Genomic DNA, 25,559 nt, shown 5'->3' with positions numbered 1-25,559 from the left:
CGTGGTGATCCACTGGGCCGAAAACGACAAGCCGTTGACCTGGGGTGACGGTGGTGCGCCCGGCAGGATTCGAACCTGCGGCCTTGGGATTAGAAGTCCCCTGCTCTATCCGCTGAGCTACGGGCGCGCGTCGACGTGTGCGCCAAGAGGGTACCGCCGCCCCCGGCGTTGTCGGGGGAACGGGTGGTCGCGGCCCACGTCGGTGCCCAGGGTCGCACGAGGCGTCTCATTCCGGCAGCCCGGTTACGCCCCGCGCGCAGGCCACGCGGCCCGGTTTGTACCCTCTCGTCGTGCTGCTCGATCAGGAGACCGAGAACGAGATCGTCTACGAGCTGTGCCAGTTGCTCGGGCGAGCCATCCTGCCGCTGAGCCGGTTCGACCGCCCCGGGGCGGCCGGGCAGGGCTTCGCCACCGCCTTCTTCTACAGCGAGTTGGTCGGCGCCACGGAGGACGGGGACGTGGTGCACGAGTGGCTGCTGACCGCCGACGCGGCCACCATGGCGCCGTACGGGGAAATCGGTCTGCGGCCGAGCGTCACGGAGCCGGCGGACGCGGCGTCCGACGGCATCCTGATGCCCGACTTCGCCGGCCAGTGGCTGCACCTCGCGGAGATCGGTGTGGCCGCCATGCCGACCGGCGGGCTGCACGGGCACGCCGAGGACGAGGGCTGGCGGTGGCGTACCCAGCAGGTGACCGACGCGGTGGCCGCGCGGGCCGACGCGATCGCCCGGGTCGGGGCGGACCCGAGCGCGGCGTTCGTGCTGGCACTCGGCGTCGCCGACGACGGGTCGCGGCCGTTGGAGGCGGTGATCGAGCGGGTGGTCCGGGACGGCGACGACCTGCGCGTCACCACCGAACTGCCGGCCGGGTACGTGGGCGCGCCCGTGTTCGGCGTCGGGACACACGCCGAGGGGGAACTGGCGCTGAGCTGCCTCGGCCTGCTCCTGCCCGCCGAGCACGGTGGTCACCGGGTCGCGACGTTCGACCGGATCAGGTCGGCCATCGCGGCGGCAACCGCCGGCTACCGCTGATCTTTCCGGCTCAGCCCTCGGCGGCGGCGCCGGCCCGGTCGTCGGCCGGGCGGCGCGCCGCCGGCGGACCGTCCTGCGTCGGGTCGGCTGGCGTCGGCTCGGTGGGGCCCGCGCCGAGGAACGCCTCCGCCCATCGCCCGGCCTCGGCGAAGACCCTTTCCCGTACGGCGGGGCTGGAGAGCGTCAGGTCGTGCAGCCCGCCGTCGAAGCGGGCCAGGGTGACGTGCCGGCCGAGCCGGGGTGCCCAGCGCACCATGTGTTCCACGTCCAGCACGGCGTCGGCGAGGGTGGCCGACTCGTGCCACTTCGTACCCCGGTAGCTGCGGGTGGAGCAGGCCAGCAGCACCGGCACCGGGATGTCCAGGCCGGCCCGGAGCTGCCGCTGGCCGGCGCGGATCGCGTTGATCCAGCCGGCGCGTACCGGGAATCCGGCGAGCGGCTTCCAGGCCAGGTCGTACCGCCACTCGCCGCGGTGGTCGGCGTGCAGGCTCTCGCCGTACACGGTGCCGAGCCCGAACGGGAGGACGCGGTGCGGCGCCCGACGGCCCAGCCGGGAGACGGCGGCCGCGAGGGGCCGACGGACCAGCCAGGGGGCGTTGATGTCGAAGAAGGGGCTGTTGAGGAAGAGCCCGTCGACCAGGCCGGCCTCGCGGCGGGCGTGCGCCCAGAGCGAGAGGATCAGGCCGCCGGTGGAGTGACCCATGACGAGCAGCTTGTCGTGGCCCTCGTCGGTGCGGACGATCTTGGCGGCGGCGTCCAGCTCGGGGAAGTAGTCGCTCAGGTCGCGGCAGAAGTTCGGGGTCTGGTGCGGCAGCAGGCTGCGGCCGTACTTGCGCAGGTCGAGGGCGTAGAAGTCCCAGCCCCGCTCGGCGAAGAAGTCGGCGACGTGGGTCTGGAAGAAGTAGTCGACGAAGCCGTGGACGTAGAGCACCGCCCGGCGGGTCGGGCGCCCGGCCCGCCGGCGGACCAGGGTCGCGACGACCGGACCCTCGTCGTCGCCGCCGAGGTCGATCGTCTGCCGCTCGTACGGCGGTCCCAGCACGTCGGGTTCCACGACCGCGACGGTACGCCGCGGAGCTACCCGGCGGTAGCCCCCGCTCCCGTCCCGTCGCACCGCCTCGGACGGGAGCGGGGGAGCACTCAGGCGGGCTCCTCGTCGGCCCGCTCGTCGACCGCCCCGGCCTGGGCCGGTACGCCCTCGGCGTGGTGACCCTCGCGCAGGTGCTTGTTGTTGCGTGGCTCCTGCCGGGTCTTCGCGTCGTTGAGCCGGCGGCGCAGGTCGTCCCGGACGTCGTTGAGCGCGGCGTGCAGATCCTCCTCGACGGAGGTGGTGACGATCTTCTGCCGTCCCGCGATCCAGCACTCCAGGGTCACCTTCTGCCCCCGTGCCTCCCGGTCCTTGACCGACACCTCCAGTTCGGTGGCGTCGGCGTGGAACCCGGCGAGCCGGGCGTCCAGGGTCGCGAACCGTTCGGCGATCCAGTTGCGGTCGCCCTGGGAGAACCCGGCGCCGACCCGCAGGCACGCGGCCACGGTCGCGGGGTTCGCCACGGCGCTCATCGCTCGGCCCCACGGACGTCGGTACGGGGTGCGCGGATGGTCATCTCGCTGCCCTTTCTCTCGGTTGATCAACTCCATACCCGATCGGGCGGCGTCCGGAACCCCTTGACCCGGTGTCCCGGTCGGCACTTCCGATCATGCCGCGCCGCAGGTCGCCGCCGTAGGGACTGTGGTCCCTAGCAGACGGGACCTTGATCAGGCGGTTGTCCACAGCCCGGTCCGTCGTCCACAGGCGTAGGTGGCGTGGCTGGTGACCGGGCCCCCGCCGGTCGAGGCTCGGCGACGACAAGCCGAGTGTCCCTGGGAGGGGCGATGTTCGATACCTACGTCACCGTGGTCGGCAACGTGCTGACCGCGCCCGAGTGGCGCCGCACCACGCAGAGCAACACCCTGGTGGCCAACTTCAAGGTCGCCTCCACCGCTCGCCGCCTGGACCGGGACAGCGGTCGCTGGGTAGACGGGAACAGCCTGCGGGTGCGGGTGAACTGCTGGCGCAAGCTGGCCGAGGGGGTGGCCGCCTCGGTGATGGTCGGCGACCCGGTGGTTGTCGTCGGCCGGCTCTACACCCGTGACTGGACCGACGACGCGGGCAACCACCGCACCCTCTACGAGTTGGAGGCGGTCGCCGTCGGTCACGACCTGTCCCGGGGCCGGGGTCGGTTCCTGCGCAACCGGCCCGGCACGACCACCAGCACGGTCGAGGACGCCGAGGCGGAGCGGCGGGTGCACGGCGAGGAGACCGAGCCGGTGCCGGTCGCGCAGGCGCCGGCCTCCCCCGACGACCGGCCGTTCGACGACGATTTCGAGCTGCCGGAGTACGGCGCGCGGGCCGGGCACGAACCGCCGGAGTTCGCCGGTCGGGCCGGGCAGGAGCCGTCGGGGTTCGCCGGCCGGGCCGGGCACGAACTGCCGGGCGACCCGGACGGGCCGGCAAGCGACGTCGACGGGCCGGCCGACCCGTTCGACGAGCCGGCCGGCGGTGCGGGTGACGACGACGAGCTGGCCCCCGAGCCCGACGAGGACAGCGGCGAGGCGACCGCCGTGGCCGGCGTGGACGAGGTCACCCCGACCGGTTCGGGTCGCCGGGGGCGGCGGCGGACGCCCGTGCCGGCCTGAGCAGCCGCTTCGTGCACGGGGGAGCGGGGTGGCGACGCCGGCGTGGCCACCCCGCCGTACGACTAGGCTGGCCGGCCGGAGGTGGTGACGGGTGCGGCAGGCGACCGCGATGGCGAACGCGGCGGGACTGGTGACGGGCTACGCCCTGGACGCACTGCTGGGTGATCCCCGGCAGTGGCACCCGGTGGCCGGATTCGGCCGGGCGGCCGGGGCACTGGAGCAACGGATCTACCGGCCGAACCGGTCGGCCGGCGCGGCGTTCACCGTGCTCGCCGTCGGTGCGCCGGTGCTGCTCGGCGTCGCCGCCACGCTCGCCACCCGACGTCGACCGGTGGCCCGCGCGGCGCTGGTGGCCGCCGGCACCTGGACCGTGCTGGGCGGACGTACCCTGCGGCACGAGTCGACGGTGATGGCACGGGCGCTGCGCGACGGTGACCTGCCCGCCGCACGTGGCCGGCTCAACCATCTCTGTGGCCGGGACCCCGCCACGCTGGACGAGCCGGAACTGGCCCGGGCCACCGTCGAGTCGGTCGCCGAGAACACCTCCGACGCCGTCGTCGCACCGCTGACCTGGGGTGCGCTCGCCGGGCTGCCCGGCCTGCTCGGCTACCGGGCGGCGAACACGCTCGACGCGATGGTCGGGCACCGCTCGCCCCGCTACGCCCGCTTCGGCACCCCGGCCGCCCGCCTGGACGACCTGCTCAACCTGGTTCCGGCCCGGCTGACCGGGTTGCTCACCATCGCGGTCGCGCCGGCCGCCGACGGGGACCGGAGAGCCGCCTGGCGGATCTGGCGTCGGGACCGCAACGACCACCCGAGCCCGAACGCCGGCCAGTGCGAGGCGGCGATGGCTGGCGCGCTCGGCGTACGGCTGGGCGGGCGCAACGTCTACTTCGGGCGTTCCGAGACGCGGCCGTTCCTCGGCGACGGGCCCCGGCCCGAGGCGCGGCACCTGGATCGGGCGGCCCGGATCTCCGGCGCGGTCGGACTGGTTGCGCTCGGTCTCGCCGCGGCCTACCCGCTGACCGTCGGCCGTCTGGTCGGCGCGGCGGCCCGCTCCGTCCTGCGTCACGTGGCTGCTGCCGGAACCCGGCACGGGTCCACCGGCGGCGGAACCCGGCACGGGGTCATGGGCGGCGGAACCGCGTACCGGGCCGTGGGCGGTGGAGCCCGGCGCCGTCCGACGCCCGGCGCGGGCCTGGCCAGCGGCGACGGGGCTGCTGGTCGCGTCGGGGCGGCCGGGCGGGTGTGGCGGGGGAGCGGGCGGTGAGCGGCGGGCTGCTGGTCGCCGGCACCACCTCCGACGCGGGCAAGAGCGTGCTCACCGCCGGCATCTGCCGGTGGCTGCGGCGCCGGGGTGCGCGGGTGGCGCCGTTCAAGGCGCAGAACATGTCCAACAACTCGGCCGTGGTGGTCGGCCCGGACGGGCGCGGCGGCGAGATCGGCCGGGCCCAGGCGATGCAGGCCGCCGCCTGCGGGCTCGCCCCGGACCTGCGCTTCAACCCGGTGCTGCTCAAGCCCGGCAGCGACCATGCCAGCCAGGTGGTGCTGCTCGGCGAGGCGGTCGACACGGTCACCGCCGGCAACTACCGCCAACTGCGTCCCCGGCTCGCCGGGACCGCGTACGCGGCACTGGCCGAGCTGCGGGCGGCGTACGACGTGGTGATCTGCGAGGGCGCCGGCAGCCCCGCCGAGATCAACCTGCGGGCCGGCGACTACGTCAACATGGGGCTGGCCCGGCACGCCGGCCTGCCCACCATCGTGGTCGGTGACATCGACCGGGGCGGCGTGTTCGCCTCGATGTTCGGCACCGTCGCGTTGCTCGATCCGGCCGACCAGGCCCTGATCGCCGGCTTCGTGATCAACAAGTTCCGGGGCGACCTGGGCCTGCTCCGGCCGGGGCTGGACATGCTGCACCGGGTCACCGGCCGGCCCACGTACGGGGTGCTGCCCTGGGAGTTGGACCTCTGGCTGGACGCCGAGGACTCGCTCGCGTACGGCCGGGTGCTCGGCCGGCCGGCCGCGCCTCGGGGCACGGACTGGCTCGACGTGGCGGTGGTCCGGCTGCCCCGGATCAGCAACGCGACCGACGTCGAGGCCCTCGCCACCGAGCCGGGGGTGCGGGTGCGGCTGACGATCGAGCCGGCCGAGTTGGCCGGCGCCGACCTGGTGGTGCTTCCCGGCTCCAAGTCGACCGTCGCCGACCTGGCCTGGCTGCGGGAGACCGGCCTGGCCGACGCCCTCACGGGGCACGCCGCCGCCGGCCGGCCACTGCTCGGCATCTGCGGCGGGTTCCAGATGCTGGCCCGGACCATCCACGACACGGTGGAGAGCGGCCAGGGCAGCGTCCCCGGGCTCGGGCTGCTGCCCGTCGAGGTCACCTTCGACGCGCGCAAGACGGTCCGCCGGGCCACCGGTACCGCCGACGGTGACGTCCCGGTGCAGGGTTACGAGATCCACCACGGGTACGTCTCCGCCGCCGACCCGGCGTTGCCACCGCTGCTCCGGTACGCCGACGGGGTCGGCGAGGGAGCCCGGCTCGGTGCGGTGCACGGCACCCACTGGCACGGTGCCTTCGAGTCCGACGAGTTCCGCCGCCGGTTCCTCACCGAGGCGGCCCGGCTGGCCGGTCGCACCGGCTTCAAGGTCGCCCCGGACACCGCGTTCGCCGCCGTCCGCGAGCGGACCCTGGACCTGCTCGGCGACCTGGTCGAGGAGCACCTGGACACCGACGCCCTGTGGCGACTGATCGAGTCCGGGCCGCCGCCGGCCCTGCCGTTCATCCCGCCGGGCGCGCCGACCGGCTGATCCCGGCCGGCCGAGGTCGACGGGCTGAGTTCGACCGGCCGAGGTCGACCGGGTACGGCCCACCGGCGGCCGGAGCGGGTGGCTGCTCAGTAGCGCACGTCGGCGGGGCGCTCGGACATCGGCAGTCCCGACTCCCGCCAGCTCTGCACGCCACCGATCATGTCGGTGGCCCGGCGCAGGCCGAGCGCCTGGAGGCTGGCCGCGGCCAGGCTGGAGCTGTAGCCCTCGGCGCACACCACCACGATCTGCCGGTCGTACCCGGTTGCCTCCGGGATGCGCCAGGCGCTGGCCGGGTCCAGCCGCCACTCCAGCACGTTCCGCTCGATGACGATCGCGCCCGGCAGTTCGCCCTGCTCGCGTCGTCGCGCCTCGGGACGGGTGTCGACCAGCAGCGCGCCCTGGCGGACCGCTTCGACGGTCTCGTGCGGGGTGAGCCGGCGGAGGCCGGCCCGAGCCTGTTCCAGCAGGGCGTCGACGCCCGGACTCATCACGTCATGGAGCACCACCCGATGATGCCGGCGGGTCCGCCGGCCCGCCCGGCGAACCCGACTGCCGGAGGGCAGGATCAAGCGGACGGGGGACACCTGCTGACCAGCGAATACCTCGTTCGGGGTGGGCGGCCGGCTCGATCCCGGGTGGCGGCGCTAGCGTCTCCCGGGTGACGGTGGCGGTGGTCGAGGCGTACGCCGGGTTGGCCGAACAGGTGCTCGCCGGGCCGGCGCGGTTGGGGCGTACCCGACTGGTGGCGGTCGACGGGCCGAGCGGTGCGGGCAAGACCGTCTTCGCGGCGCGCCTCGCGGACGCGTTCGCCGCGCTGCCCGGCGGCGACCGGCCACCGGTGGTCCGCACCGACGACCTGCTCGACGGTTGGGACGACCAGCTCACCTTCTGGCCCCGACTGGAGCGCTGGGTGCTCGGCCCGGTACGGGCGGGCCGGTCCGGCGCGTACCGCCCGTACAGCTGGGAGCGGCGCCGCTTCCTGGACCGCGAGGTGCCGGTCCCGGCCGGGCCGGTGCTCGTCGTCGAGGGGGTGAGCGCCGCGCGCGCCGCGGTCCGGCCGGAGCTGACGCTGTCGGTCTTCGTCACCGCGCCGGCGGAGCTGCGGCTGTCCCGGGCGCTCGCCCGCGACGGCGCGGCGATCCTGCCCGAACTGCGCCGCTGGCACGCCGGCGAGCGGGCGCACTTCGCGGCCGACGGCACCGAGGCCGGGGTGGACCTCGTGGTCGACGGCGCCGCCGCCCTGGCCCACGACCCCGACCGGTACTACGTCCGCCGCCGCTGACCGGCCACCGGTAGGCGGCGTCCGGCGCGGTGGCATGTCGGCCGGGCGAGCATCGGTGGGCGCCGGTGGCCGGGGCGGTGCGGCGGCCTCGGGGGTGGCCTGCGGTAAGGCCGGCATACGATGCCGGTCATGACCACACCGATCCTGTCCGAGTCCGAGGTGCGGGCCGCCGTCGAGCGTGAACTGCCCGGAGTCCGTGCCGACCTGGAACGCCTCGTCCGTATCCCGGGCATCGCCTTCGAGGGCTTCGACCACTCGCACGTGGAGCGCTCCGCCGAGGCGGTGGCGGAGCTGCTGCGCGGCTGCGGCCTCGACACCAAGATCGTGCGTTCCGGCGGGCAGCCGGCCGTGATCGGGACGAAGCCGGCCCCGCCCGGCGCGCCCACCGTCCTGATGTACGCCCACCACGACGTCCAGCCGGTCGGCGACCTGACGCTGTGGGAGTCCGACCCGTTCGAGCCCGTGGAGCGGGACGGCCGCCTCTACGGCCGGGGCGCCGCCGACGACAAGGCCGGCATCATGGCGCACGTCGCCGCGCTGCGCGCGTTCGGTGACCAGCTCCCGGTCGGCGTGGTCCTCTTCATCGAGGGCGAGGAGGAGTACGGCTCGGACTCGCTGGAGCGGCTGCTCGCCGAGCACCGCGAGGAGCTGGCCTCGGACGTCATCGTGATCGCCGACTCGACCAACTGGGACGTCGGCGTACCCGCGCTGACCACCTCGCTGCGCGGCATCGTCAACTGCTTCGTGGAGGTGCGCACCCTCGACCACGCCGTGCACAGCGGCATGTTCGGCGGTGCCGTGCCGGACGCCCTCACCGCGCTGGTCAAGCTGCTCGCCACGTTGCACGACGACGCCGGTGACGTGGCGGTCGACGGGCTGGTCGGCCGGGAGGGCGCGAGCGTGGACTACCCGGAGGACCGGTTCCGCGCCGAGGCGGGGCTGGTCGAGGGGGCCGAACTCTTCGGCACCGGCCGGATCACCGACCGGCTCTGGACCAAGCCGGCCCTCGCCGTGCTCGGCATCGACGCCCCGGCCACCGCTGAGGCGCCGAACGCGCTCGTCCCGTCGGCGAAGGCGAAGCTGAGCGTACGGCTGGCGCCGGGCGACGACCCGAAGAAGGCGTACGCCGCGCTGACCACCCACCTGGAGAAGCACGCTCCGTGGGGCGCGCGGGTGACGGTGACCTTCGAGCACGACGGCTTCCCCTGCGTCATCGACGCCACCGGGCCGATGTTCGCGGCGGCGCGGACGGCCTTCAAGCGTGCCTGGGAGGGCACCGACCCGGTCGACATCGGCGTGGGCGGCTCGATCCCGTTCATCGCCACCTTCCAGGAGATGTTCCCGGAGGCGGCGATCCTGGTGACCGGCGTGGAGGACCCGCACGCCCGGGCGCACGGGCCGAACGAGAGCCTGCACCTGGGCGAGTTCGCCCGGGTCTGCCTGGCCGAGGCGCTGCTGCTGGCCAAGGTCGCCGAGGCGGGCGCGAGGTCGGAGTGAGGTGTCGAAACCGTAACTTCGGCACGGATGTCGGAGTTTGCGGTGTGTCGGGCGCAGGGCTGTTATAGCCTCTCGAACATGCGTACGAATGACGAGATGGCGCGGCTCCAGGCCGCCGTCAGCGCTCTGGGAGACGTCCACGTCTCCGCGTGGCCCGAGGACACGCTCAAGGATCGGCTCGGCGAACTCTCCGCCACGCTGGTCACGCTCGACGCGCTGCTCACCCGGGTCGCCGACGAGGTCCGCGCCCGTGGCCTGCGGATCGAGGAGCCGGTCTCGGCCTGACCGGGTCCGGCCCCTCGGCGGCAGCGGTGGTGATCGACTCGGGGGTGTGGCCGGTCGGTCGGACCGGCTGCGGGACCGGTCGGGGCGGTGCCCGGTCGGGCGGCGCGCGGGATCCGTCGCCCGGCCGGGATGCGCCGCCGGATCGGGGGTGGCTGGCAGGATGGGATCCGTGCGGTTTCTCGACCTGGCGGCCACCTCCGCCGCGGTGGGGGCCACCAGCGGCCGGCGGGCCAAGGTGGAACTGCTCGCCGCCGCGCTGCGCTCGCTCGATCCGGCCGAGGTCCCGGCGGGCGCCGGCTATCTCGCCGGTGAGCTGCGTCAGCGGCAGACCGGCGTGGGCTGGGCGGGCCTGCGCGACCTGCCGCCGCCGGCCGCCGAGCCGACGCTGACCGTGGCCGGCGTCGACGCGGCCGTCGACGAGATTGCCGCGGTACACGGCCCCGGCTCGCAGGCCCGCCGCCGCGAGCTGCTGCACCGGCTCTTCGCCGCGGCCACCGCCGACGAGCAGCGATTGCTGGTCGGCCTGTTCCGCGGGGAGCTGCGCCAGGGCGCCCAGGCCGGCCTGCTCGCCGACGCCGTGGCCCGGGCCGCCGAGGTGCCGGTGACGGCGGTCCGACGGGCTCTGCTGCTCGCCGGCGACCTGCGGACGGTGGCGGTGGCCGCGCTCTCCGGCGGTGCGGCGGCGCTGGCCGGGTTCGGCCTCCAGGTGGGCCGTCCACTGGCGCCGATGCTGGCGCAGAGCGCCCCGACGGTCGACGAGGCGCTCACCGCCACCGGCGTGCCTGCGGTGGTCGACGTGAAGCTCGACGGTATCCGCATCCAGGTGCACCGGTCCGGCCCGGACATCGCGGTCTTCTCCCGCAGTCTCGACGACATCACCGCCCGGATGCCCGAGGTGGTGGCGGCCGTCCGCGCGCTGCCCGCGCGGGAGCTGGTGCTCGACGGCGAGGCGATCGGGCTGGACGCCACCGGCCGCCCGCTGCCCTTCCAACAGACGTCCAGCCGGGCGGCCCGGCGCACCACCCCCAGCACCACCGGGGGTACGGCGGTGGCGCCCGCGGTGCTCGCCGCCGCCGAGCGCACCGGCGAGACCGTGCTGACGCCGTACTTCTTCGACCTGCTGCACCTAGACGGCACGGATCTGATCGACCGGCCCGGCCGGGAGCGGTGGGCCGCGCTGGCCGCCGCGGTCGACCCGACGCTGCTGGTCGGCCGGATCGAGGTGGACGGCCCGGCGCAGGCCGGGGCCGCCTTCGCCGCGGCGATCGACGCCGGCCAGGAGGGGGTGGTGGTGAAGGACCCGGCCGCCCCCTACGACGCCGGCCGGCGCGGCTCGGCCTGGGTCAAGGTCAAGCCCCGGCACACCCTCGACCTGGTCGTGCTCGCGGTCGAGTGGGGCAGCGGCCGGCGGCAGGGCTGGCTCTCCAACCTGCACCTCGGCGCGCGTGACCCGCGCACCGGAGAGTTCGTCATGCTGGGCAAGACGTTCAAGGGGCTCAGCGACGAGTTGCTGCGCTGGCAGACCGCGCGGTTCCTCGACCTGGCCGTGGAGCGGGGCGACTGGGTGGTCCGGGTCCGCCCCGAACAGGTGGTCGAGATCGCGTTCGACGGGGTGCAGACCAGCAGCCGCTACCCGGGCGGCATGGCGCTGCGCTTCGCCCGGGTGGTGCGCTACCGGGACGACAAGACCGCCGCCGAGGCCGACACGATCGACGACGTACGCGCCATCCACTCCGGGCGGGTCACCGGGTGAGTCGCGGGCGCCGGAGGCGGAGGCGTGGGCCACCTCCGGCGCCGGGAGCGGTCAGCCGACCGACAGCGACCGGGCGTAGTTGACCTGGTTGTTGATCTGCTGCACCTGGGACTGGTCCACCACGGGGATCCGGGCCACGTACTGGCGACCACCGTTGGTCACCGTCACCTGCACGGTCCCGTGGTGCCTGGTCTCCTTGATCAGCAGGAAGAGCAGGCTGAACACGGTCAGGCAGAAGAAGCCGAGGATGGCGCAGACCAGCGCCCAGGTCGCGATCTTCTCCTCCTTCTGCCAGTGGTCGACCACGTGCCAGGAGGAGCCGGCGAGCGGCAGCACGCCGGCCGGCGTACGGATCACGGGCGGCGTGACCATGATCTCGCCGATCTGCACGGCCACCACGGAATGCGCGGGCGGCAGCGGTCCCAACGGCGGGTGCGGCCCGGGCCGGGCCGCCAGTTCCCCGTACTGCGGCGCCGGCGGTGCCGAGAAGGCGGGCGGTGCCGAGAAGGCGGGCGGCGCGGAGAACTGCGCCGTCGCGGGAGGCACCGAGCCGGGGGGCGGTGCGCCCATCGGGGGCGGCGTGGGTGCCGGCGGTGACGCGGGGAACGGGCCCGGGCCCGGCGACGCGGGGATCGCGGCCGGCGGGACGGCGGCGAACGGCGCGGTCGGCGGTGCGGCGGCGAACGGCGCGGTCGGCGGATCGACCGGAGCGGCGGCGAACGGCGCGGTCGGCGGGAACTGCGCGGTCGGTGCGGCGGCCGGGGCCGGGAACGCCGCGGAGGGGAACGGCGCGGAGGGGAACGGCGCGGTGGGCGGATCGGCCGGGGCGGCGGCCGGGGCCGGGAACGGCGCGGAGGGGAACGGCGCGGTGGGGAGCGGCGCGGTGGGGAGCGGCGCGGTGGGGAGCGGCGCGGAGGGGAACGGCGCGGAGGGGAACGGCGCGGTGGGGAACGGCGCGGTGGGCGGATCGGCCGGGGCGGCGGCCGAGGCGGGGAACGGCGCGGTGGGCGGGACGGGACCGTCCGGCGAAGCGGCGGGCAGCACCGGGAACCGCTCGGTGGGCGGCGCTTCGGCGGGCGGCATGGCGGCCCACGGGTCGTACGCCGGGTGCGCCTGGGTCGGTGGCTCGGCGGGCGGCGGAGGCATCGTGGGATCAGGGGTCGTCACCGGGCCCCCTCACGGTTGCTGATCATGGGCGGACCCTACCCGCGTACCCGGTGTCCCGGCTGCCCCCGAACGCCTGGCTCCGGGCCGGCGTCCGGGGCCGGTCCGCCCGGTCGTCGGGCCGGTCAGGTGACGGCGCTGGAGGCGGGCTCGGCGGCCCGGTCGACGGGCGTACGCGGCTTGTCCAGGCCGGCCGCGCGCCGCGCCTCCCGGCGTGCCACCCAGCCGTAGCCGACGATGCTCATGCCGGCGAAGAGCCACCACTGCACCACGTACCCGAAGTTCTGCCAGTTGTTGGTGTGCCCGATCGGCACCGACTGGAACGCCGGGTCGGCCGCAGGCGTCTGCTGGTCGAGCAGCAGGTAGCCGCCGGCCACCGGGTACGGCAGCTGCCCGGCGATGCGGGGGACGCTGATCCGTCGGGTCTCCAGCTTGCCGTTCCGCCGGTCGACGGTGCCGCCGCTCTCGCTGGACACCACCCGGCCGGTGACCGTCACGTCGCCGGTCGGCGCGGCGGGCACCGACGGCTGGGCGGTGGCGTCGCCGCCCGGAACGGGCGGGATCCAGCCCCGGTCGACCAGCACGGCGGTGCCGTCGGCGAGGACCAGCGGGGTGAGCACCTCGAAGCCGACCGTGCTGTTTGCCGTCCGGCCGCGTACCAGGACGATGTTGTCGGTGTCGTACCGGCCGGTGGCGGTGGCCAGGGTCCAGGTGACCCGTTCGGCCGGGGCCGGGCCGGTGGTGCCGGCCCCGCCGGTCGGCGCCGGCAGGGCGTCGCGCAGCGGCGCGGGGGCCATGGTGGCGCCGGCGTCGATCCGCTCGTTGATCGCCGTACGGCCGCGGTAGCGCTCCAGCTGCCAGTTGCCGAGGAACACCATCACCGCGGCGGCGACCAGGGTCAGCGCGAGATAGCCCAGCCAGCGCGGGGTCAGCAGGAACCGGTACACGTTCGGAAAGGCTACCCGTACGCACGCGGCCGCTGACCTGGGCCGGCCCGGAACCGGCCGATCGGCGGCCGTCGCGGGCCGGTCCGGACGGGTATGGTCACGCGGGCGGAAACCACCCCGCATCGCCCACCGGTACGTCCCCGTCGCCTGCGAGGAGTCGATGATGACCGTCGTGCCGCGCGTCGTGCTCAGCGCTCCCTCCTCGGGGCACGGCACCGGTGCCATCTCCCTGGGCCTGCTCGCCGCCCTCGCCGACCGGGAGCTGGCCGTGGCCGGCTTCAAGGTCGGGCCGGACCAGGTGGACGCGGCGTACCTCGGGCTGGCCGCCGGCCGTCCGGGGCGCAACCTGGACCCGCGGCTGGTCGGGCCGGAGCGGGTCGCCCCGCTCTTCGCGCACGGCGCGGCCGGGACCGGGTTCGCCCTGGTGCAGGGCACCATGGGCCTCTACGACTCGCTCGCCGGCCGGCCGGAGACCGAGTCCACCGCCGCCGTCGCCACCGCGCTGCGCAGCCCCGTGGTGCTGGTGGTGGACGTGGCCGCGATGGGCCAGTCGGTGGCCGCCCTGGCGCACGGCTTCCGGGCGTACGACGAGCAGCTCTGGCTGGGCGGGGTGATTCTCAACCGGGTGGCGTCGCCCCGGCACGAGGCGATGCTGCGCGAGGCGCTCGACGACGTCGGGGTGCCGGTCTACGGTGCGCTGCGCCGCCACGAGCTGCCCCCGGTGCTTCCCGCCCGGCGGCACGGCGTGGTCCCGGTGGTGCGGCGGGACGGCGAGGCGCTGCGCGCGGTGCGCCGGCTCGGCGAGGCGGTGGCCGCGAACGTCGACCTGGACCGGCTGCTGGCGCTGGCCCGTTCCGCGCCGGCGCTGACCGTCGAGCCCTGGTCACCCGTACCGGCGGGCGGCCCGCCGACCGGGGAGCGTCCGGTGGTGGCGCTCGCCGGCGGTCCGGGCGGCGGCTACAGCCATCCCGAGACCGCCGAGCTGTTGCGCGCCGCCGGGGCCGAGGTGGTCACCGTCGACCCGCTGCGCGACGAGGCCCTGCCCGCCGGGGTCCGCGCGCTCGTCGTCGGCGGCGGGCTCCCCGAGTCGTACGCGGAGCAGCTCTCCGCCAACCGCCGGCTGTGTATCGCGGTGGCCGAGCTGGCCCGTACCGGCCGGCCGGTGATCGCCGAGGGGGCCGGCCTGCTGTGGCTGGCCCGGGAGTTGGACGGGCTGCCCATGTGCGGGGTGCTGGACGCGACCGGGAGCAGCCGGGACGGCCTGGTGGCCGGCTACCGGGAGGCCACCGCGCAGACCGACAGCCCGGTGGCCGGGGCCGGCACGGTGGTGGTCGGCTACAAGCAGCACGCGGCCGTGCTCACCCCGCGGGCCGGCGAACGGGCGGCGTGGAGCTGGGACGGCGGCGCCCCGGAGGGCTTCGTCTGGCGCGGTGTGCACGCCTCGCAGCTGGTGCCGCACTGGGCCGCGTACCCGGAGATCGCGGCCCGGCTGGTCGCGGCGGCCGAGGCGTCCGCGGAGGCTCCGGCGTGATCGGGCAGGTGGCGGTGCGCCGCTTCCCGGAGCTGACCGTCTCGACCCCGCGCACCGAGGTACGCCGGTTGGTGGCGGCGGACGCCGAGGCGGTCGACGAGGTGTTCGCGGACCGGCAGACGCAGCGCTGGCTGCCGCTGGCCGACGCGTCCGGGCAGATCGACGGGCCGGCCTGGTGCACCGAGCTGGCCCGGCAGCGGCGGGACAGCGGCGACGGCGACCATTACGGGGTGGTCCGCCGCGAGGACGAGCGGGTGGTGGGCTGTCTCTGGACCCGGCGCACCGACTGGGGTGCCCGGCTGACCGAGGTGTCGTACGCGCTCGCCCCGCACGCCCGTGGTTACGGCCTGGCCGCCGAGGCGGTGGACGCGGTCGCCATCGCGCTGATCCTGGAGCACGGTTTCCAGCGGGTCGAGCTGCGGGTGGCGCCGGGGAACGTGGCGTCCCGGCGGGTGGCCGAGAAGGCCGGTTTCAGCTACGAGGGGCTGCTGCGCAACGCCGGTTTCGTCCGGGGCGCCCGGGTGGACCTGGAGCTGTGGTCCTTCGTCGCCGCCGACCTCCGCTGAGCCCCGCCTCCGGACGACGATCAAGAGGTTCGCGGCACCGGCCGCAAACCTCTTGATCAACTACCCGGGCGCACCCCCGGGCGGTCCGGCGGGACGGTCAGCCGACGATCTGGTCGGACGGCGGGGTGAACTGGCGGACCGGCTTGCCCTTGAGCGCGTCGCGCAGGGTCATCGCCACCGCGTCGACGGGCACCTGGGACAACCCGTCGCCCACCGCGTTGAACGGGTTGTCCGGGTCGGCGATGAAGCTCGCCGCGGCCAGTTCCGGGGTGAAGCCGGCGAACCAGGCCGACCGGGTGCTGTCGGTGGTACCCGTCTTGCCGGCGACCGGGCGGCCGACCGTACCCCGGACGCTGTCGGCGGTGGACCAGCCGCCGCAGCCGCCCTTGGCCGGGGTGTCGCCGGTCGGGCAGCGGGCGGCGTCGGTGGCGGCCCGGGCCGCGTCCGCGCTGACCACCTGCCGGCAGCGCGGCTTGGCGACCTCCCGCTCCACCCCGCCGGCCGTCTTGTACATGGCGGGCGTGCCGTCCCGGTTCAGGATCGAGAGCACCGGGATCGCCTCGCAGTACCGGCCGTCGGCGGCGACCGCGGCGTACGCGTTGGCCATCTCCAGCGGGGTGGCGTCGGAGACGCCCAGGGTGAACGCACCCCACTTGTGTGCATTGTCCGGGGAGGCGTGGTCACGGTCCACATCGGTACGCCAGCGCAGCCCGAGCTGCTCGGCCAGGCGCACCCCCTTCTCCGCGCCGATCTTCTCCTCCAACTGCACGAAGAAGGTGTTCACCGACTTGCCGAAGCCGGACCACATGGTCTGTACGCCGGTCATCGCGCCGCTGGCGTTGACCGGGGCCCACCCGTCGTAGATGGCCGACTGGTACTTGAACGGCGAGTTGATGGTGTCGGAGAGCTTCGTCCCCGAGTTGAGCGCGGCGAGCATCGTGAACATCTTGAACGTCGATCCGGCCTGGTAGCCGGGGAGCGAACCCCCGCCGAGCAGTGGCGCGACGGTGTTCGGATAGTTCGCCTTGATGTTCGGGCCGGCCTCCGGATTTGAGCTGTTCGGGTTCTCGCTCAGGTCGAGCGAATACGTCCGGTTCACCGCCATCGCCTTGATCCGTCCGGTGCCCGGCTCGGCGACCACGATGCCGTTGGCGAACGGGCTGCCCGTGCCGTCCTTGGCGCCCACGTTCTTCTCCGCCGCCTCCTGGATCTTCGGGTCGAGGGCGAGCACGATCCGGTAGCCGCCCCGGCGCAGCTTGTCCATCCGTTCCAGCCGGTTCTCCCCGAACGCGGGCTGCGAACTCCACCAGTTCTTCAGGTAGTCGCAGTAGAAGCCCCAGGTCGCCTTGTACTTGTCCAGCATCGAGGCGCAGTCGTTCGGCGGGTTGGTCAACTTCAGTTGGATCGGCTCGGCCTTGGCCTTCGCGGCGGCGTCGGGCGACATGTAGCCGAGCCGGGCCATGTTGTCGAGCACGTAGTTGCGGCGGGCGAAGGCATCCTTCTGGTCGGAGGTGATCGGGTCGTACTCCGACGGGGACTTCACCAGGCCGGCCAGGGTGGCCGCCTCGACCGGGGTGAGGGTGTCCGGGGTCTTGGAGAAGAAGATCTGCGCGGCGGCGTAGATCCCGTACGCCCGGTGGCCGAAGTAGGCCGAGTTCAGGTAGCGCTCCAGGATCTGTTCCTTGCTGAGTTCCTTCTCGATGTCCAGCGCCATGCGCATCTCCTTGACCTTGCGCAGGCTGGTCTGCTGGGTGGCCTCCTGGACCTCCTTCGGCGTGCTCGCGCTGTCCCGCAGGGCCATCCGGACGTACTGCATGGTCAGCGTCGAGGCGCCCTGGGAGACGCCGCCGGAGCGGGAGTTGGCCACGAAGGCCCGGGCCACGCCCTTCGGGTCGACACCGTGGTGCTGGTAGAAGCGGTTGTCCTCGGCGGCGACGATCGCCTGTTGGATGTTCGGGGACATGTCCTCGATCTTGGTGTACTTCCGGTACTCCTCGTAGAACATCGTCAACACCGTCTTGCCGTCCGGCGCGTAGAGGTACGAGGTCTCGGCGGGTAGCGCGGTCTTCAGGATGCTCGTCTTCTGCTCCACTGCGTGCGCGGTGGCCTTGGCGCCGATGCCGGTGAGAGCGGCCAACGGATACATCGCGGCGGCGACCACGATGCCGGCGATCAGCCCGGCGCGGAGGAGGGGAACGGCACGACCAGCGGAGGCAAGGGGTCGATTGCTCACGAGGCCAAGCTATGACATTTCCGATTCGGAAATGAGAAGAATTCATAAACGGGCGATCGGAGCGGGCCGTGGTGACGCGACCCACGCCGGGATCCGCTGTTTCCGGCGGCGGCTTCCCGGCAGGATCGCGGACATGCGTGCTCAGCTGACCGGGACTCCGGCCGCGACCGGGAAGCCGGCGGAGGCCGAGTTCGACCTCGGGCACCACGGGGACGCCGAGGCGACCCCGGGACTGGTCGACCTGGCGGTCAACGTGCGCCGCGCCCCGATGCCCGACTGGCTGGCCGACCCGCTGACCGCGGCGCTGGGCGAGCTGGCCGCGTACCCGGATCCCGGCCCGGCCCGGGCCGCCGTCGCCGCCCGGCACGGGCGTCCCCCGGAGGAGGTACTCCTCACCGCCGGCGCGGCCGAGGGATTCGTGCTGATCGCCCGGGCCCTGCGCGACGCCCGGCGGCCGGTGGTGGTGCACCCGCAGTTCACCGAGCCGGAGGCCGCCCTGCGGGCCGCCGGGCACGCCGTCGACCGGGTGCTGCTCGACCCGGCCGACGACTTCCGGCTCGACCCGGCCCTGGTGCCAGCCGACGCCGATCTGGTGCTGGTCGGCAACCCCACCAACCCCACCTCCGTGCTGCACCCGGCCGAGGCGCTCGCCGCGCTGGCCCGCCCCGGTCGCGTGCTGGTGGTCGACGAGGCGTTCGCCGACACCACCGGCGCCCCCGGCGTCGACGGCGAGCCGGAGTCCCTGGCCGCCCGCACCGACCTGCCCGGTCTCGTGGTGGTCCGCAGCCTCACCAAGACCTGGGGGCTGGCCGGGCTGCGGGTCGGCTACCTGCTCGGCGAGGCGCCGCTGCTCGCCCGGCTCGCCGCCGCCCAGCCGCTGTGGGCGGTCTCCACCCCGGCGCTCGCCGCCGCGACCGCCTGCGCGTCCCCGGTCGCCGTCGCCGCCGAGCGCGCCATCGCCGCCGGGCTCGCCGCCGACCGCGAACACCTGGTGGCCCGCCTGTCCGGCCTGCCCGGCGTACGCGTGGTCGGCCGTCCGGCCAGCGCCTTCGTGCTGCTCCACCGGCCCGGTGCCGCCGCGGTACGGGAGCGGCTGCGCGAGCGCGGCTGGGCGGTACGCCGGGGCGACACGTTCCCCGGGCTCGGCCCGGACTGGCTGCGGATCGCGGTGCGCGATCCGGCGACGAGCGACGCGTTCGTCGAGGTGTTGGCGGAAATCCTGGAGGAGTGATGTTGGAGTCCACTGTCGCGGCGATCCGGCCGCTGGACGAGACCGCCATGGCGGCGGCCCGCGACCTCCAGGGACGGTTGACCAAGCCGGCCGGCTCCCTCGGCGCCCTGGAGCCCCTCTCCGTACGGCTCGCCGGGCTGGCCGGGGCCTGCCCGCCGCCGCTGCCCGAGCCGGCCGCGGTGGCCATCTTCGCCGGTGACCACGGCGTGCACGCCCAGGGCGTCACCCCGTGGCCGCAGGAGGTCACCGCCCAGATGATCGGCAACTTCCTGGCCGGCGGCGCGGTGGTCAACGCGTTCGCCCGGCAGGCCGGCGCCTCGGTCACCGTGGTCGACGTCGGCGTGGCCACCCCGCTCCCGGTCGACCCGACGGTCTCCGCCGGCCCGGCGGGCCCCCGGCTGGTCGCGGCGAACGTGCGGGCCGGCACGCGGGACCTGACGGTCACCGCCGCGCTCACCCGGGACGAGGCCCGGGCCGCGGTCGAGACCGGCATCCGGGTGGCCGGGGAGCTGGTCGACGGCGGGGCGGGCATCCTGCTGACCGGGGACATGGGCATCGGCAACACCACCCCGGCCGCCGCGCTGGTGGCCGCGTTCACCGGGGTCGACCCGGCCGAGGCGACCGGGCGGGGCACCGGGGTGGACGACGAGACGTACGCCCGGAAGGTCGCCGTGGTGCGGGCCGCGCTCGACCGGCACGCGCCCGACCCGGCCGATCCGCTCGGCGTGCTGGCCACGGTCGGCGGGCTGGAGCACGCGGCGCTGGCCGGGCTGATCCTGGGCGCCGCCGCCCGCCGGGTGCCGGTGCTGCTGGACGGGGTGATCGCGGTCAGCGGCGCGCTGGCCGCCGCCGCGTTCGCGCCGGACGCGGTCGGGGCGATGGTGGCCGGGCACCGCTCCGCCGAGCCGGGTGCCACCGCCGCCCTGCGGCACCTCGGCCTCGACCCGCTGATCGACCTCGGTCTGCGCCTCGGCGAGGGGACCGGCGCGCTGCTCGCCCTCCCGGTCGTCACCGGCGCGGTTCGGGTGCTGCACGAGGTGGCCACCTTCGACTCGGCGGGAGTGGCCGAGAAGTGAGCGAGCGAACCAGTTGGCTCAGCACCGGGGCGCGTCGCGCCGCCGCCGAGCGGAGCGAGGCGGCCGCGTGACGGCGAATCCGTACCCCCTCGGGCTCCGGCTGGCCGGCCGGCGGGTGGTCGTGGTGGGTGGGGGAGCGGTGGCCACCCGCCGGGTGCCGGCGCTGCTCGACGCCGGGGCGGACGTCCTGCTGGTCGCGCCGGAGCTGACCCCGGCGCTGCGGGCGCACGCCGACGCCGGCCGGCTGCGCTGGGAGCCGCGTCGCTTCGTACCCGCCGATCTGGACGGCGCCTGGCTGGTTCAGGCGGCGGTCGACGATCCGGCCGCCGCGGCCGAGGTCAGCGCCGCCGCCGCCGAGCGCCGGATCTTCTGCGTACGCGCCGACGACCGGGTGGCGGCCACCGCGTGGACCCCGGCGGTCACCCGGCACGGCCCGGTCACCGTCGCCGTGCTCGGTGGTGGCGACCCCCGCCGTGCGATGACCGTCCGGGACGCCGTCCGCGACCTGCTGAGCGCGCGCCCCGACCTGCCCACCGGTACGGCCGGTGGCGCCCCTGGACGGGTGGCCCTGGTCGGGGCGGGACCGGGCGACCCGGAGCTGATCACCGTACGGGGCTGGCGGCTGCTCACCGAGGCCGACGTGGTGGTCGCCGACCGCCTCGTCCCCGGGTTGCTCCTCGACGAGTTGCGCCCCGACGTCGAGCTGGTGGACGCCTCGAAGATCCCGTACGGGCCGTCCCGCGCCCAGGAGGAGATCAACCGGATCCTGGTGGACCGGGCCCTGGCCGGTCGGGCCGTGGTCCGGCTCAAGGGCGGTGACCCGTACGTCTTCGGCCGGGGCGGCGAGGAGCTGCTGGCCTGCGCCGAGGCGGGTGTGCCGGTGACCGTGGTTCCCGGGGTGACGAGCGCGATCGCCGTGCCCGCGGTGGCCGGCGTGCCGGTCACCCACCGGGCGGTGGCGCACGAGTTCACGGTGGTCTCCGGGCACGTCGCGCCGGACTCGCCGACCTCGCTCGTCCGCTGGGACGCCCTCGCCGGCCTTCGCGGCACCCTGGTGATCCTGATGGGGCTGAAGAACCTCGCCGCGATCAGCGCGACCCTGGTCGCGCACGGCAGGCCGGCGCAGACCCCGGCGGCGGTGATCCAGGAGGGCACTACGGCCGCCCAGCGGATGCTCCGTTCGACGTTGGGCGCGGTGGCCGCGGACGTGACGGCCGCCGCTCTCCGCCCACCCGCGATCGTCGTGGTCGGCGACGTGGTCGGCACCCTGGACGCCGTCTGATCGGCCCTATACGCCGATGTGGCGGTGTCCCGGTCACCCGGACACCGCCACATCGTCGAAGTGCTGGTCAGGTCACTGCTTGAGCATGTTGTCCAGCAGCAGGGCGCAGCGGATGAGCCCCAGGTGGCTGTACGCCTGCGGGTGGTTGCCCAGCCCGCGCTCGGCGAGCGGGTCGTACTGCTCCGGGAGCAGCCCGGTCGGACCCGCCGTGTCGACCATCTGGGCGAACAGCTCCTCCGCGTCGGTACGCCGGCCGGTGCGCAGGTACGCCTCGATCAGCCACGACGTGCAGATGTGGAAGCCGCCCTCCCGGCCGGGCAGGCCGTCGTCCCAGTGGTACCGGTAGACGACCGGGCCGCTGCGCAGGTCCGCCTCGATCTTGAGCACGGTCGACAGGAAGCGCGGGTCGTCCCCCGGGAGCAGCCCGGACAGGCCGATCCAGAGCGACGAGGCGTCCATGTCCTCGTGCCCGTACGCGACGCTGTACGCCTCGGCGTCGGCGTGCCAGCCGTACTCCAGCACGTTGGCGCCGATCCGGTCGCGCAGCTCCACCCACTCCGGCCGGTCCTCACCGCCGTGCTGCCGCACCACGTGCAGCGCCCGGTCGACCGTCATCCACAGCATCACCTTCGAGTAGACGTGGTGCCGTGGTGGCAGGCGCGCCTCCCAGATGCCGTGGTCGGGCTCGTGCCAGCGGCGGCGGACCGCCTCGACCATGTTCTCCAGCACCCGCCACTCGTCGTCGCGGACCGAGCCGCGAGCGTCCGCGACCGCGGCGATCAGGTCCGCGACCGGGCCGAACACGTCGAGCTGGAGCTGGTGGTTGGCGAGGTTGCCGACCCGGACCGGCCGGGAGCCGGCGTAGCCGGGCAGGGTGTCGATGACCGCCTCGGCGCCCAACTCGTACCCGTCGACGGTGTAGAGCGGGTGCAGCCGCTCCGGGTGCCCGCCGGTGCGCTCGACGACGCCGTCGATCCAGCGCAGCAGCCCCTCCGCCTCCTCGGTCGAGCCGAGGTCGACCAGCGCCCGGGCGGTCATCGCCGCGTCCCGCAACCAGCAGTAGCGGTAGTCCCAGTTGCGGACGCCGCCCAGTTCCTCGGGCAGCGAGGTGGTCGCCGCGGCGAGGATCGAGCCGGTGGCCTCGTGGCAGAGGCCGCGCAGGGTGAGCGCGCTCCGGGCGACCAGTTCGCGGGCGGTGCTGGGCAGGCGCAGCCCGGCCACCCAGTCCCGCCAGGGCTGCTCGGCCGTGGCCTGCCGCTCGTGGATCGGCACCCGGTGGTGCTCCAGGCTCTGCGTGCCGAAGCGCAGCTCCAGCACCACCTGCCCGCCCGTCGCGGAGAGGTCCACCACGGCCTTCGCCGTCTCGTTGACCCCGTCGCTGGTGACGTCCCACTCGACGCCGGGCGAGTAGAGCGAGATTGGCTCGTTGGAGCCGAGCACCAGCAGGCCGTCGTCGATCGGCTGGAGTTGCACCGCGACCTGACCGAACTCGGGCCGCGGCGCGAAGTCGATCCGGGCCCGGCCGGTGCCGCTGAGCAGCCGGACCAGCGTCGAGTCGCCGGTGACGACCGCCGCGCCGTCCGGCGTGGTCTCCTTCGCCGGCAGGTCCAGCCAGTCGGTGACGGTCAGGCCCGACCAGCGGGTCTCCACGGTCATCGTGCCGCTGCGGTACCGCTGGCCGAGCGGGATGCCGCCGCGCTCGGGGCCGACGGTGAAGTGCCCGGCCGGACTGCCGCCCACCAGATCGGCGAAGATCGCCGAAGCATCCGGCTTCGGGTGGCAGAGCCAGGTGATCTTCGCCTCCGGGGTGACCAGCGCCACCGTCCGCCCGTTGGCCAGCATCGAGTGCCGCTCGATCGGCACCGCCCGCTCGCCGAACAGCCAGTGCCGGCGGGTCTCCAGCAGCAGGCCCAGCGCCCGGGCCGCCTCGATCGGCTCGGCCACCCGGTAGTCGGCCTGGGTGTCCCCGGGGCCGATCTTGATGCCCACGTCCGGGCCCTGCAGGTTGCCGAAGGCGTTCTCGTCGGTGACGTCGTCGCCGATGAAGAGCACGGCGCTCGCCGCGAGCTGGGTCCGGAGCTGGTCGACCGCGGTGCCCTTGTGGGTGGCCACCACCGACAGCTCGATGACCTCCTTGCCCTGGGTGACCGTCACGTCCGCCCAGGTGGCGGGGCCGTTGCGGACCGCCTCGATGGCCGAGGCGGCGACCTGCGGGTCGACCCCGCGGGTGTGCACGGCGACGCTGGCCGGCTTGCGCTCCAGGCGTACGCCCGGATGGGCCGTGGCGATCTCGCGCAGCGCGTCACGCAGCCGGGTCCGCACGGCGATCAGCTCGGGGGAGAGCCGCTCGACGAAGCCGATGTCGAACTCGGAGCCGTGGCTGCCGACGAGATGGACCTCGCTGGGCAGCCGGGAGAGCGCGGCCAGGTCGCGCAGCGCGCGCCCGGAGACCACCGCGACGGTGGTCTGCGGCATCGAGGCCAGCGCCCGGATCGCGGCCACCGACTCGGGTAGCGGTACGGCCTTGCTCGGGTCCTCGACGATCGGCGCGAGGGTGCCGTCGTAGTCGCAGGCGACCAGGAGCTGGGGTACGCGGGCGATGCGGCCGATGGCGGCGCGCAGCTCGGGATCCAGCGTCCCGGCGTGCGGGGTGGCGGTGGCGGTGGTGTTCACGCGGCCTCCGCATCCGGCACACCGAGTTCGGTCAGGAACGACGTGGCCCAGTGGCCGACGTCGTGGGTACGCAGGTGGCGCTGCATTATCCGCATGCGCCGGCGGGCCTCCGGTCTCTCGACGTGCACGGCGCGCAGCAGCGCGTCCTTGACCGCGTCGGGGTCGTGGGGATTACACAAAAACGCCTGGCGCAGCTCTGTCGCGGCGCCGGCGAACTCACTGAGCACGAGCGCGCCGCCCTGGTCGGCGCGCGATGCCACGTACTCCTTGGCCACCAGATTCATTCCGTCTCGCAGCGGGGTCACCATCATCACGTCTGCCGCGACGTACATCGCGGCGAGTTCGGAGCGACTGTACGACTGATGCAGATAATGCACTGCCGGCACGCCCACCCGTCCGAATTCGCCGTTAATCCGGCCAACCTCGCGTTCCACCTTGACCCGTAGTGCCTGGTAGTGCTCGACGCGCTCGCGGCTCGGGGTGGCGACCTGCACCATAACCGCGTCGGGAACTGTCAACTTTCCGTCAGCGAGAAGTTCGCGGAAGGCCTTGAGCCGGAGTTCGATGCCCTTGGTGTAGTCCAGTCGGTCGACGCCCAGGATGATCGTCCGAGGATTGCCCAGCTCCTCGCGGATCTGCTTGGCCCGGGCCTGGATCGCCGGGTCGGCGGCCATCCGCTCCATCTCCTTGGTGTCGATGGAGATGGGGAACGCACCGGCCTTGACTTGCCGCCCGTCGACCTGGATCATCTGCCCCTCGTAGCGCAGGCCGAGCAGGTGCCGGGCGAGCCGGACGAAGTTCTGCGCCGCCAGCCGCTGCTGGAAACCGACCAGATCGGCGCCGAGCAGGCCGCGCAGGATCTCGGTGCGGAACGGCATCTGCATGAACAGCTCGATCGGCGGGAACGGGATGTGCAGGAAGAACCCGATCCGCAGGTCCGGGCGCAGCTCGCGGAGCATCGCCGGCACGAGCTGCAGTTGGTAGTCCTGCACCCAGACCGTCGCGCCCTCGGCCGCGACGTCCGCCGCGGCCTCCGCGAACCGGGCGTTGACCAGCCGGTACGCCTCCCGCCACCGGCGCTTGTACGCGGGCGTCTCGACCGCGTCGTGGTAGAGCGGCCAGATCGTCGCGTTGGACTGCCCCTCGTAGTAGCGTTCCAGCTCCTCGGCGCTCAGCGGCACCGGGTGCAGGCGGATCCCCTCCAGGTCGAAGGGCTCCGGTGCGGCGCCGGTGCCGCCGGCCCAACCGACCCAGGTGCCCTGGTGCGCGGCGAGGACGGGGTGCAGCGCGGTGACCAGCCCGCCCGGGCTGCGCCGCCACTGCCGTCCCTCGGGTGTGCTCACCTCGTCGACCGGTAGGCGGTTCGCCACTACGACAAAGGAGCTACGGACGGTCACGATCGGCCACCTCCGGGTGCTGACGGGTCCACCGCGATGAGCGTACTGAGCGTAGCTGCGGCCTCTGTTCCCCCGTGCCGGACTTACCTACCCGTCCCGGAACGGCCGAACCTTGATCGTGATCTTG

The 25,559-nt window shown here is 74.5% G+C and carries 20 protein-coding genes, 1 tRNA gene and 1 pseudogene; 13 read left to right on the top strand and 9 right to left on the bottom strand.

The window, feature by feature from the left end:
* Positions 1-51 precede the first annotated feature (51 nt).
* Positions 52-127, bottom strand: a tRNA-Arg gene (locus GA0070621_RS17900).
* Positions 128-290: 163 nt separating this feature from the next.
* On the opposite strand from GA0070621_RS17900, the gene GA0070621_RS17895 reads away from it, so the two are divergent.
* On the top strand, positions 291-1,031 hold the full coding sequence (locus tag GA0070621_RS17895) for a hypothetical protein (protein WP_091197233.1): 741 nt from the start codon (positions 291-293) through the stop codon (positions 1,029-1,031).
* A gap of 10 nt (positions 1,032-1,041) precedes the next feature.
* On the opposite strand, the gene GA0070621_RS17890 is transcribed toward GA0070621_RS17895, so the two are convergent.
* Together GA0070621_RS17890 and GA0070621_RS17885 are read right to left on the bottom strand one after the other, a co-directional pair.
* Positions 1,042-2,085, bottom strand: coding sequence for an alpha/beta hydrolase (locus GA0070621_RS17890; RefSeq protein WP_091197231.1), 1,044 nt, complete (start codon positions 2,083-2,085; stop codon positions 1,042-1,044).
* Between the two features lie 86 nt (positions 2,086-2,171).
* Entirely contained in the window at positions 2,172-2,591 is a 420-nt protein-coding gene (locus GA0070621_RS17885) for an HPF/RaiA family ribosome-associated protein (RefSeq protein WP_167667026.1), read from the bottom strand.
* A 312-nt stretch (positions 2,592-2,903) separates the two neighbouring features.
* Between GA0070621_RS17885 and GA0070621_RS17880 the strand changes: the two genes are divergently transcribed.
* From GA0070621_RS17880 to GA0070621_RS17870, 3 genes and pseudogenes are all read left to right on the top strand, one after another.
* Positions 2,904-3,707, top strand: coding sequence for a single-stranded DNA-binding protein (locus GA0070621_RS17880; protein WP_091197228.1), 804 nt, complete (start codon positions 2,904-2,906; stop codon positions 3,705-3,707).
* A gap of 91 nt (positions 3,708-3,798) precedes the next feature.
* Positions 3,799-4,773: pseudogene (locus GA0070621_RS17875) on the top strand (cobalamin biosynthesis protein); the annotation flags it as partial.
* Positions 4,774-4,973: 200 nt separating this feature from the next.
* Complete coding sequence (locus GA0070621_RS17870; protein WP_091202577.1) at positions 4,974-6,515, top strand: cobyric acid synthase; 1,542 nt, start codon at positions 4,974-4,976, stop codon at positions 6,513-6,515.
* A gap of 86 nt (positions 6,516-6,601) precedes the next feature.
* On the opposite strand, the gene GA0070621_RS17865 is transcribed toward GA0070621_RS17870, so the two are convergent.
* Positions 6,602-7,003 (bottom strand): rhodanese-like domain-containing protein, encoded by a 402-nt coding sequence (locus GA0070621_RS17865; protein ID WP_091197225.1) that lies wholly within the window; start codon positions 7,001-7,003, stop codon positions 6,602-6,604.
* Positions 7,004-7,173: 170 nt separating this feature from the next.
* On the opposite strand from GA0070621_RS17865, the gene GA0070621_RS17860 reads away from it, so the two are divergent.
* The 4 genes from GA0070621_RS17860 (at position 7,174) to GA0070621_RS17845 (ending at position 11,332) form a co-directional block, all read left to right on the top strand.
* The gene (locus GA0070621_RS17860; protein ID WP_091197224.1) at positions 7,174-7,797 is read left to right on the top strand and encodes a uridine kinase family protein; all 624 of its coding nucleotides are present in this window, start codon (positions 7,174-7,176) and stop codon (positions 7,795-7,797) included.
* A 129-nt stretch (positions 7,798-7,926) separates the two neighbouring features.
* Entirely contained in the window at positions 7,927-9,294 is a 1,368-nt protein-coding gene (locus tag GA0070621_RS17855; RefSeq protein ID WP_091202576.1) for a dipeptidase, read from the top strand.
* A gap of 78 nt (positions 9,295-9,372) precedes the next feature.
* Positions 9,373-9,579, top strand: a complete 207-nt coding sequence (locus GA0070621_RS17850) for a hypothetical protein (protein WP_091197221.1) — start codon at positions 9,373-9,375, stop codon at positions 9,577-9,579.
* A 169-nt stretch (positions 9,580-9,748) separates the two neighbouring features.
* On the top strand, positions 9,749-11,332 hold the full coding sequence (locus tag GA0070621_RS17845) for an ATP-dependent DNA ligase (protein WP_091197217.1): 1,584 nt from the start codon (positions 9,749-9,751) through the stop codon (positions 11,330-11,332).
* Positions 11,333-11,383: 51 nt separating this feature from the next.
* Here GA0070621_RS17845 and GA0070621_RS30950 read toward each other — a convergent pair whose 3' ends face one another.
* On the bottom strand, positions 11,384-12,499 hold the full coding sequence (locus tag GA0070621_RS30950; RefSeq protein WP_167667023.1) for a hypothetical protein: 1,116 nt from the start codon (positions 12,497-12,499) through the stop codon (positions 11,384-11,386).
* Between the two features lie 122 nt (positions 12,500-12,621).
* Entirely contained in the window at positions 12,622-13,443 is an 822-nt protein-coding gene (locus tag GA0070621_RS17835; RefSeq protein ID WP_091197214.1) for an SURF1 family cytochrome oxidase biogenesis protein, read from the bottom strand.
* A 163-nt stretch (positions 13,444-13,606) separates the two neighbouring features.
* Between GA0070621_RS17835 and GA0070621_RS17830 the strand changes: the two genes are divergently transcribed.
* Together GA0070621_RS17830 and GA0070621_RS17825 are read left to right on the top strand one after the other, a co-directional pair.
* Positions 13,607-14,974: a cobyrinate a,c-diamide synthase gene (locus tag GA0070621_RS17830; protein ID WP_091202574.1), complete on the top strand. Its 1,368-nt coding sequence runs from the start codon at positions 13,607-13,609 to the stop codon at positions 14,972-14,974.
* The gene (locus GA0070621_RS17825) at positions 14,971-15,540 is read left to right on the top strand and encodes a GNAT family N-acetyltransferase (protein WP_091197211.1); all 570 of its coding nucleotides are present in this window, start codon (positions 14,971-14,973) and stop codon (positions 15,538-15,540) included. Before GA0070621_RS17830 ends, GA0070621_RS17825 begins: the two co-directional genes overlap by 4 nt.
* A gap of 97 nt (positions 15,541-15,637) precedes the next feature.
* Here GA0070621_RS17825 and GA0070621_RS17820 read toward each other — a convergent pair whose 3' ends face one another.
* Positions 15,638-17,773, bottom strand: a complete 2,136-nt coding sequence (locus GA0070621_RS17820; RefSeq protein WP_091197208.1) for a transglycosylase domain-containing protein — start codon at positions 17,771-17,773, stop codon at positions 15,638-15,640.
* Positions 17,774-17,906: 133 nt separating this feature from the next.
* Here GA0070621_RS17820 and cobC point away from each other — a divergent pair, with 133 nt between their 5' ends.
* The 3 genes from cobC to cobA all read left to right on the top strand — a co-directional run bounded on the left by cobC (position 17,907) and on the right by cobA (position 21,362).
* The gene (gene cobC / locus GA0070621_RS17815; protein WP_091197202.1) at positions 17,907-19,004 is read left to right on the top strand and encodes an Rv2231c family pyridoxal phosphate-dependent protein CobC; all 1,098 of its coding nucleotides are present in this window, start codon (positions 17,907-17,909) and stop codon (positions 19,002-19,004) included.
* A complete protein-coding gene (cobT, locus tag GA0070621_RS17810) occupies positions 19,004-20,080 on the top strand; it encodes a nicotinate-nucleotide--dimethylbenzimidazole phosphoribosyltransferase (protein WP_091197199.1) in 1,077 nt (358 codons plus the stop codon). Before cobC ends, cobT begins: the two co-directional genes overlap by 1 nt.
* A 67-nt stretch (positions 20,081-20,147) precedes the next feature.
* Positions 20,148-21,362, top strand: coding sequence for a uroporphyrinogen-III C-methyltransferase (gene cobA / locus GA0070621_RS17805; RefSeq protein WP_091197197.1), 1,215 nt, complete (start codon positions 20,148-20,150; stop codon positions 21,360-21,362).
* Between the two features lie 72 nt (positions 21,363-21,434).
* Here the strand turns inward: cobA and otsB are convergent, their stop codons facing one another.
* A complete protein-coding gene (gene otsB / locus GA0070621_RS17800) occupies positions 21,435-24,035 on the bottom strand; it encodes a trehalose-phosphatase (protein ID WP_091197194.1) in 2,601 nt (866 codons plus the stop codon).
* A complete protein-coding gene (locus GA0070621_RS17795) occupies positions 24,032-25,432 on the bottom strand; it encodes an alpha,alpha-trehalose-phosphate synthase (UDP-forming) (protein WP_091197192.1) in 1,401 nt (466 codons plus the stop codon). Before GA0070621_RS17795 ends, otsB begins: the two co-directional genes overlap by 4 nt.
* Positions 25,433-25,559 lie beyond the last annotated feature (127 nt).

This window comes from Micromonospora narathiwatensis (genome assembly GCF_900089605.1).
GTDB lineage: Bacteria > Actinomycetota > Actinomycetes > Mycobacteriales > Micromonosporaceae > Micromonospora > Micromonospora narathiwatensis.
This window is presented reverse-complemented; position numbering and strand designations above follow the sequence as displayed.

What these genes read in the sequence shown, in the direction of transcription:
- GA0070621_RS17830 (WP_091202574.1), top strand. Translation starts at nt 13,607, where the DNA reads ATGACCGTCGTGCCGCGCGTCGTGCTCAGCGCTCCCTCCTCGGGGCAC.
- cobT (WP_091197199.1), top strand. Translation starts at nt 19,004, where the DNA reads ATGTTGGAGTCCACTGTCGCGGCGATCCGGCCGCTGGACGAGACCGCC.
- GA0070621_RS17865 (WP_091197225.1), bottom strand. Translation starts at nt 7,003, where the DNA reads ATGAGTCCGGGCGTCGACGCCCTGCTGGAACAGGCTCGGGCCGGCCTC.
- cobC (WP_091197202.1), top strand. Translation starts at nt 17,907, where the DNA reads ATGCGTGCTCAGCTGACCGGGACTCCGGCCGCGACCGGGAAGCCGGCG.
- GA0070621_RS17880 (WP_091197228.1), top strand. Translation starts at nt 2,904, where the DNA reads ATGTTCGATACCTACGTCACCGTGGTCGGCAACGTGCTGACCGCGCCC.
- GA0070621_RS17850 (WP_091197221.1), top strand. Translation starts at nt 9,373, where the DNA reads ATGCGTACGAATGACGAGATGGCGCGGCTCCAGGCCGCCGTCAGCGCT.
- GA0070621_RS17885 (WP_167667026.1), bottom strand. Translation starts at nt 2,591, where the DNA reads ATGAGCGCCGTGGCGAACCCCGCGACCGTGGCCGCGTGCCTGCGGGTC.
- GA0070621_RS17855 (WP_091202576.1), top strand. Translation starts at nt 7,927, where the DNA reads ATGACCACACCGATCCTGTCCGAGTCCGAGGTGCGGGCCGCCGTCGAG.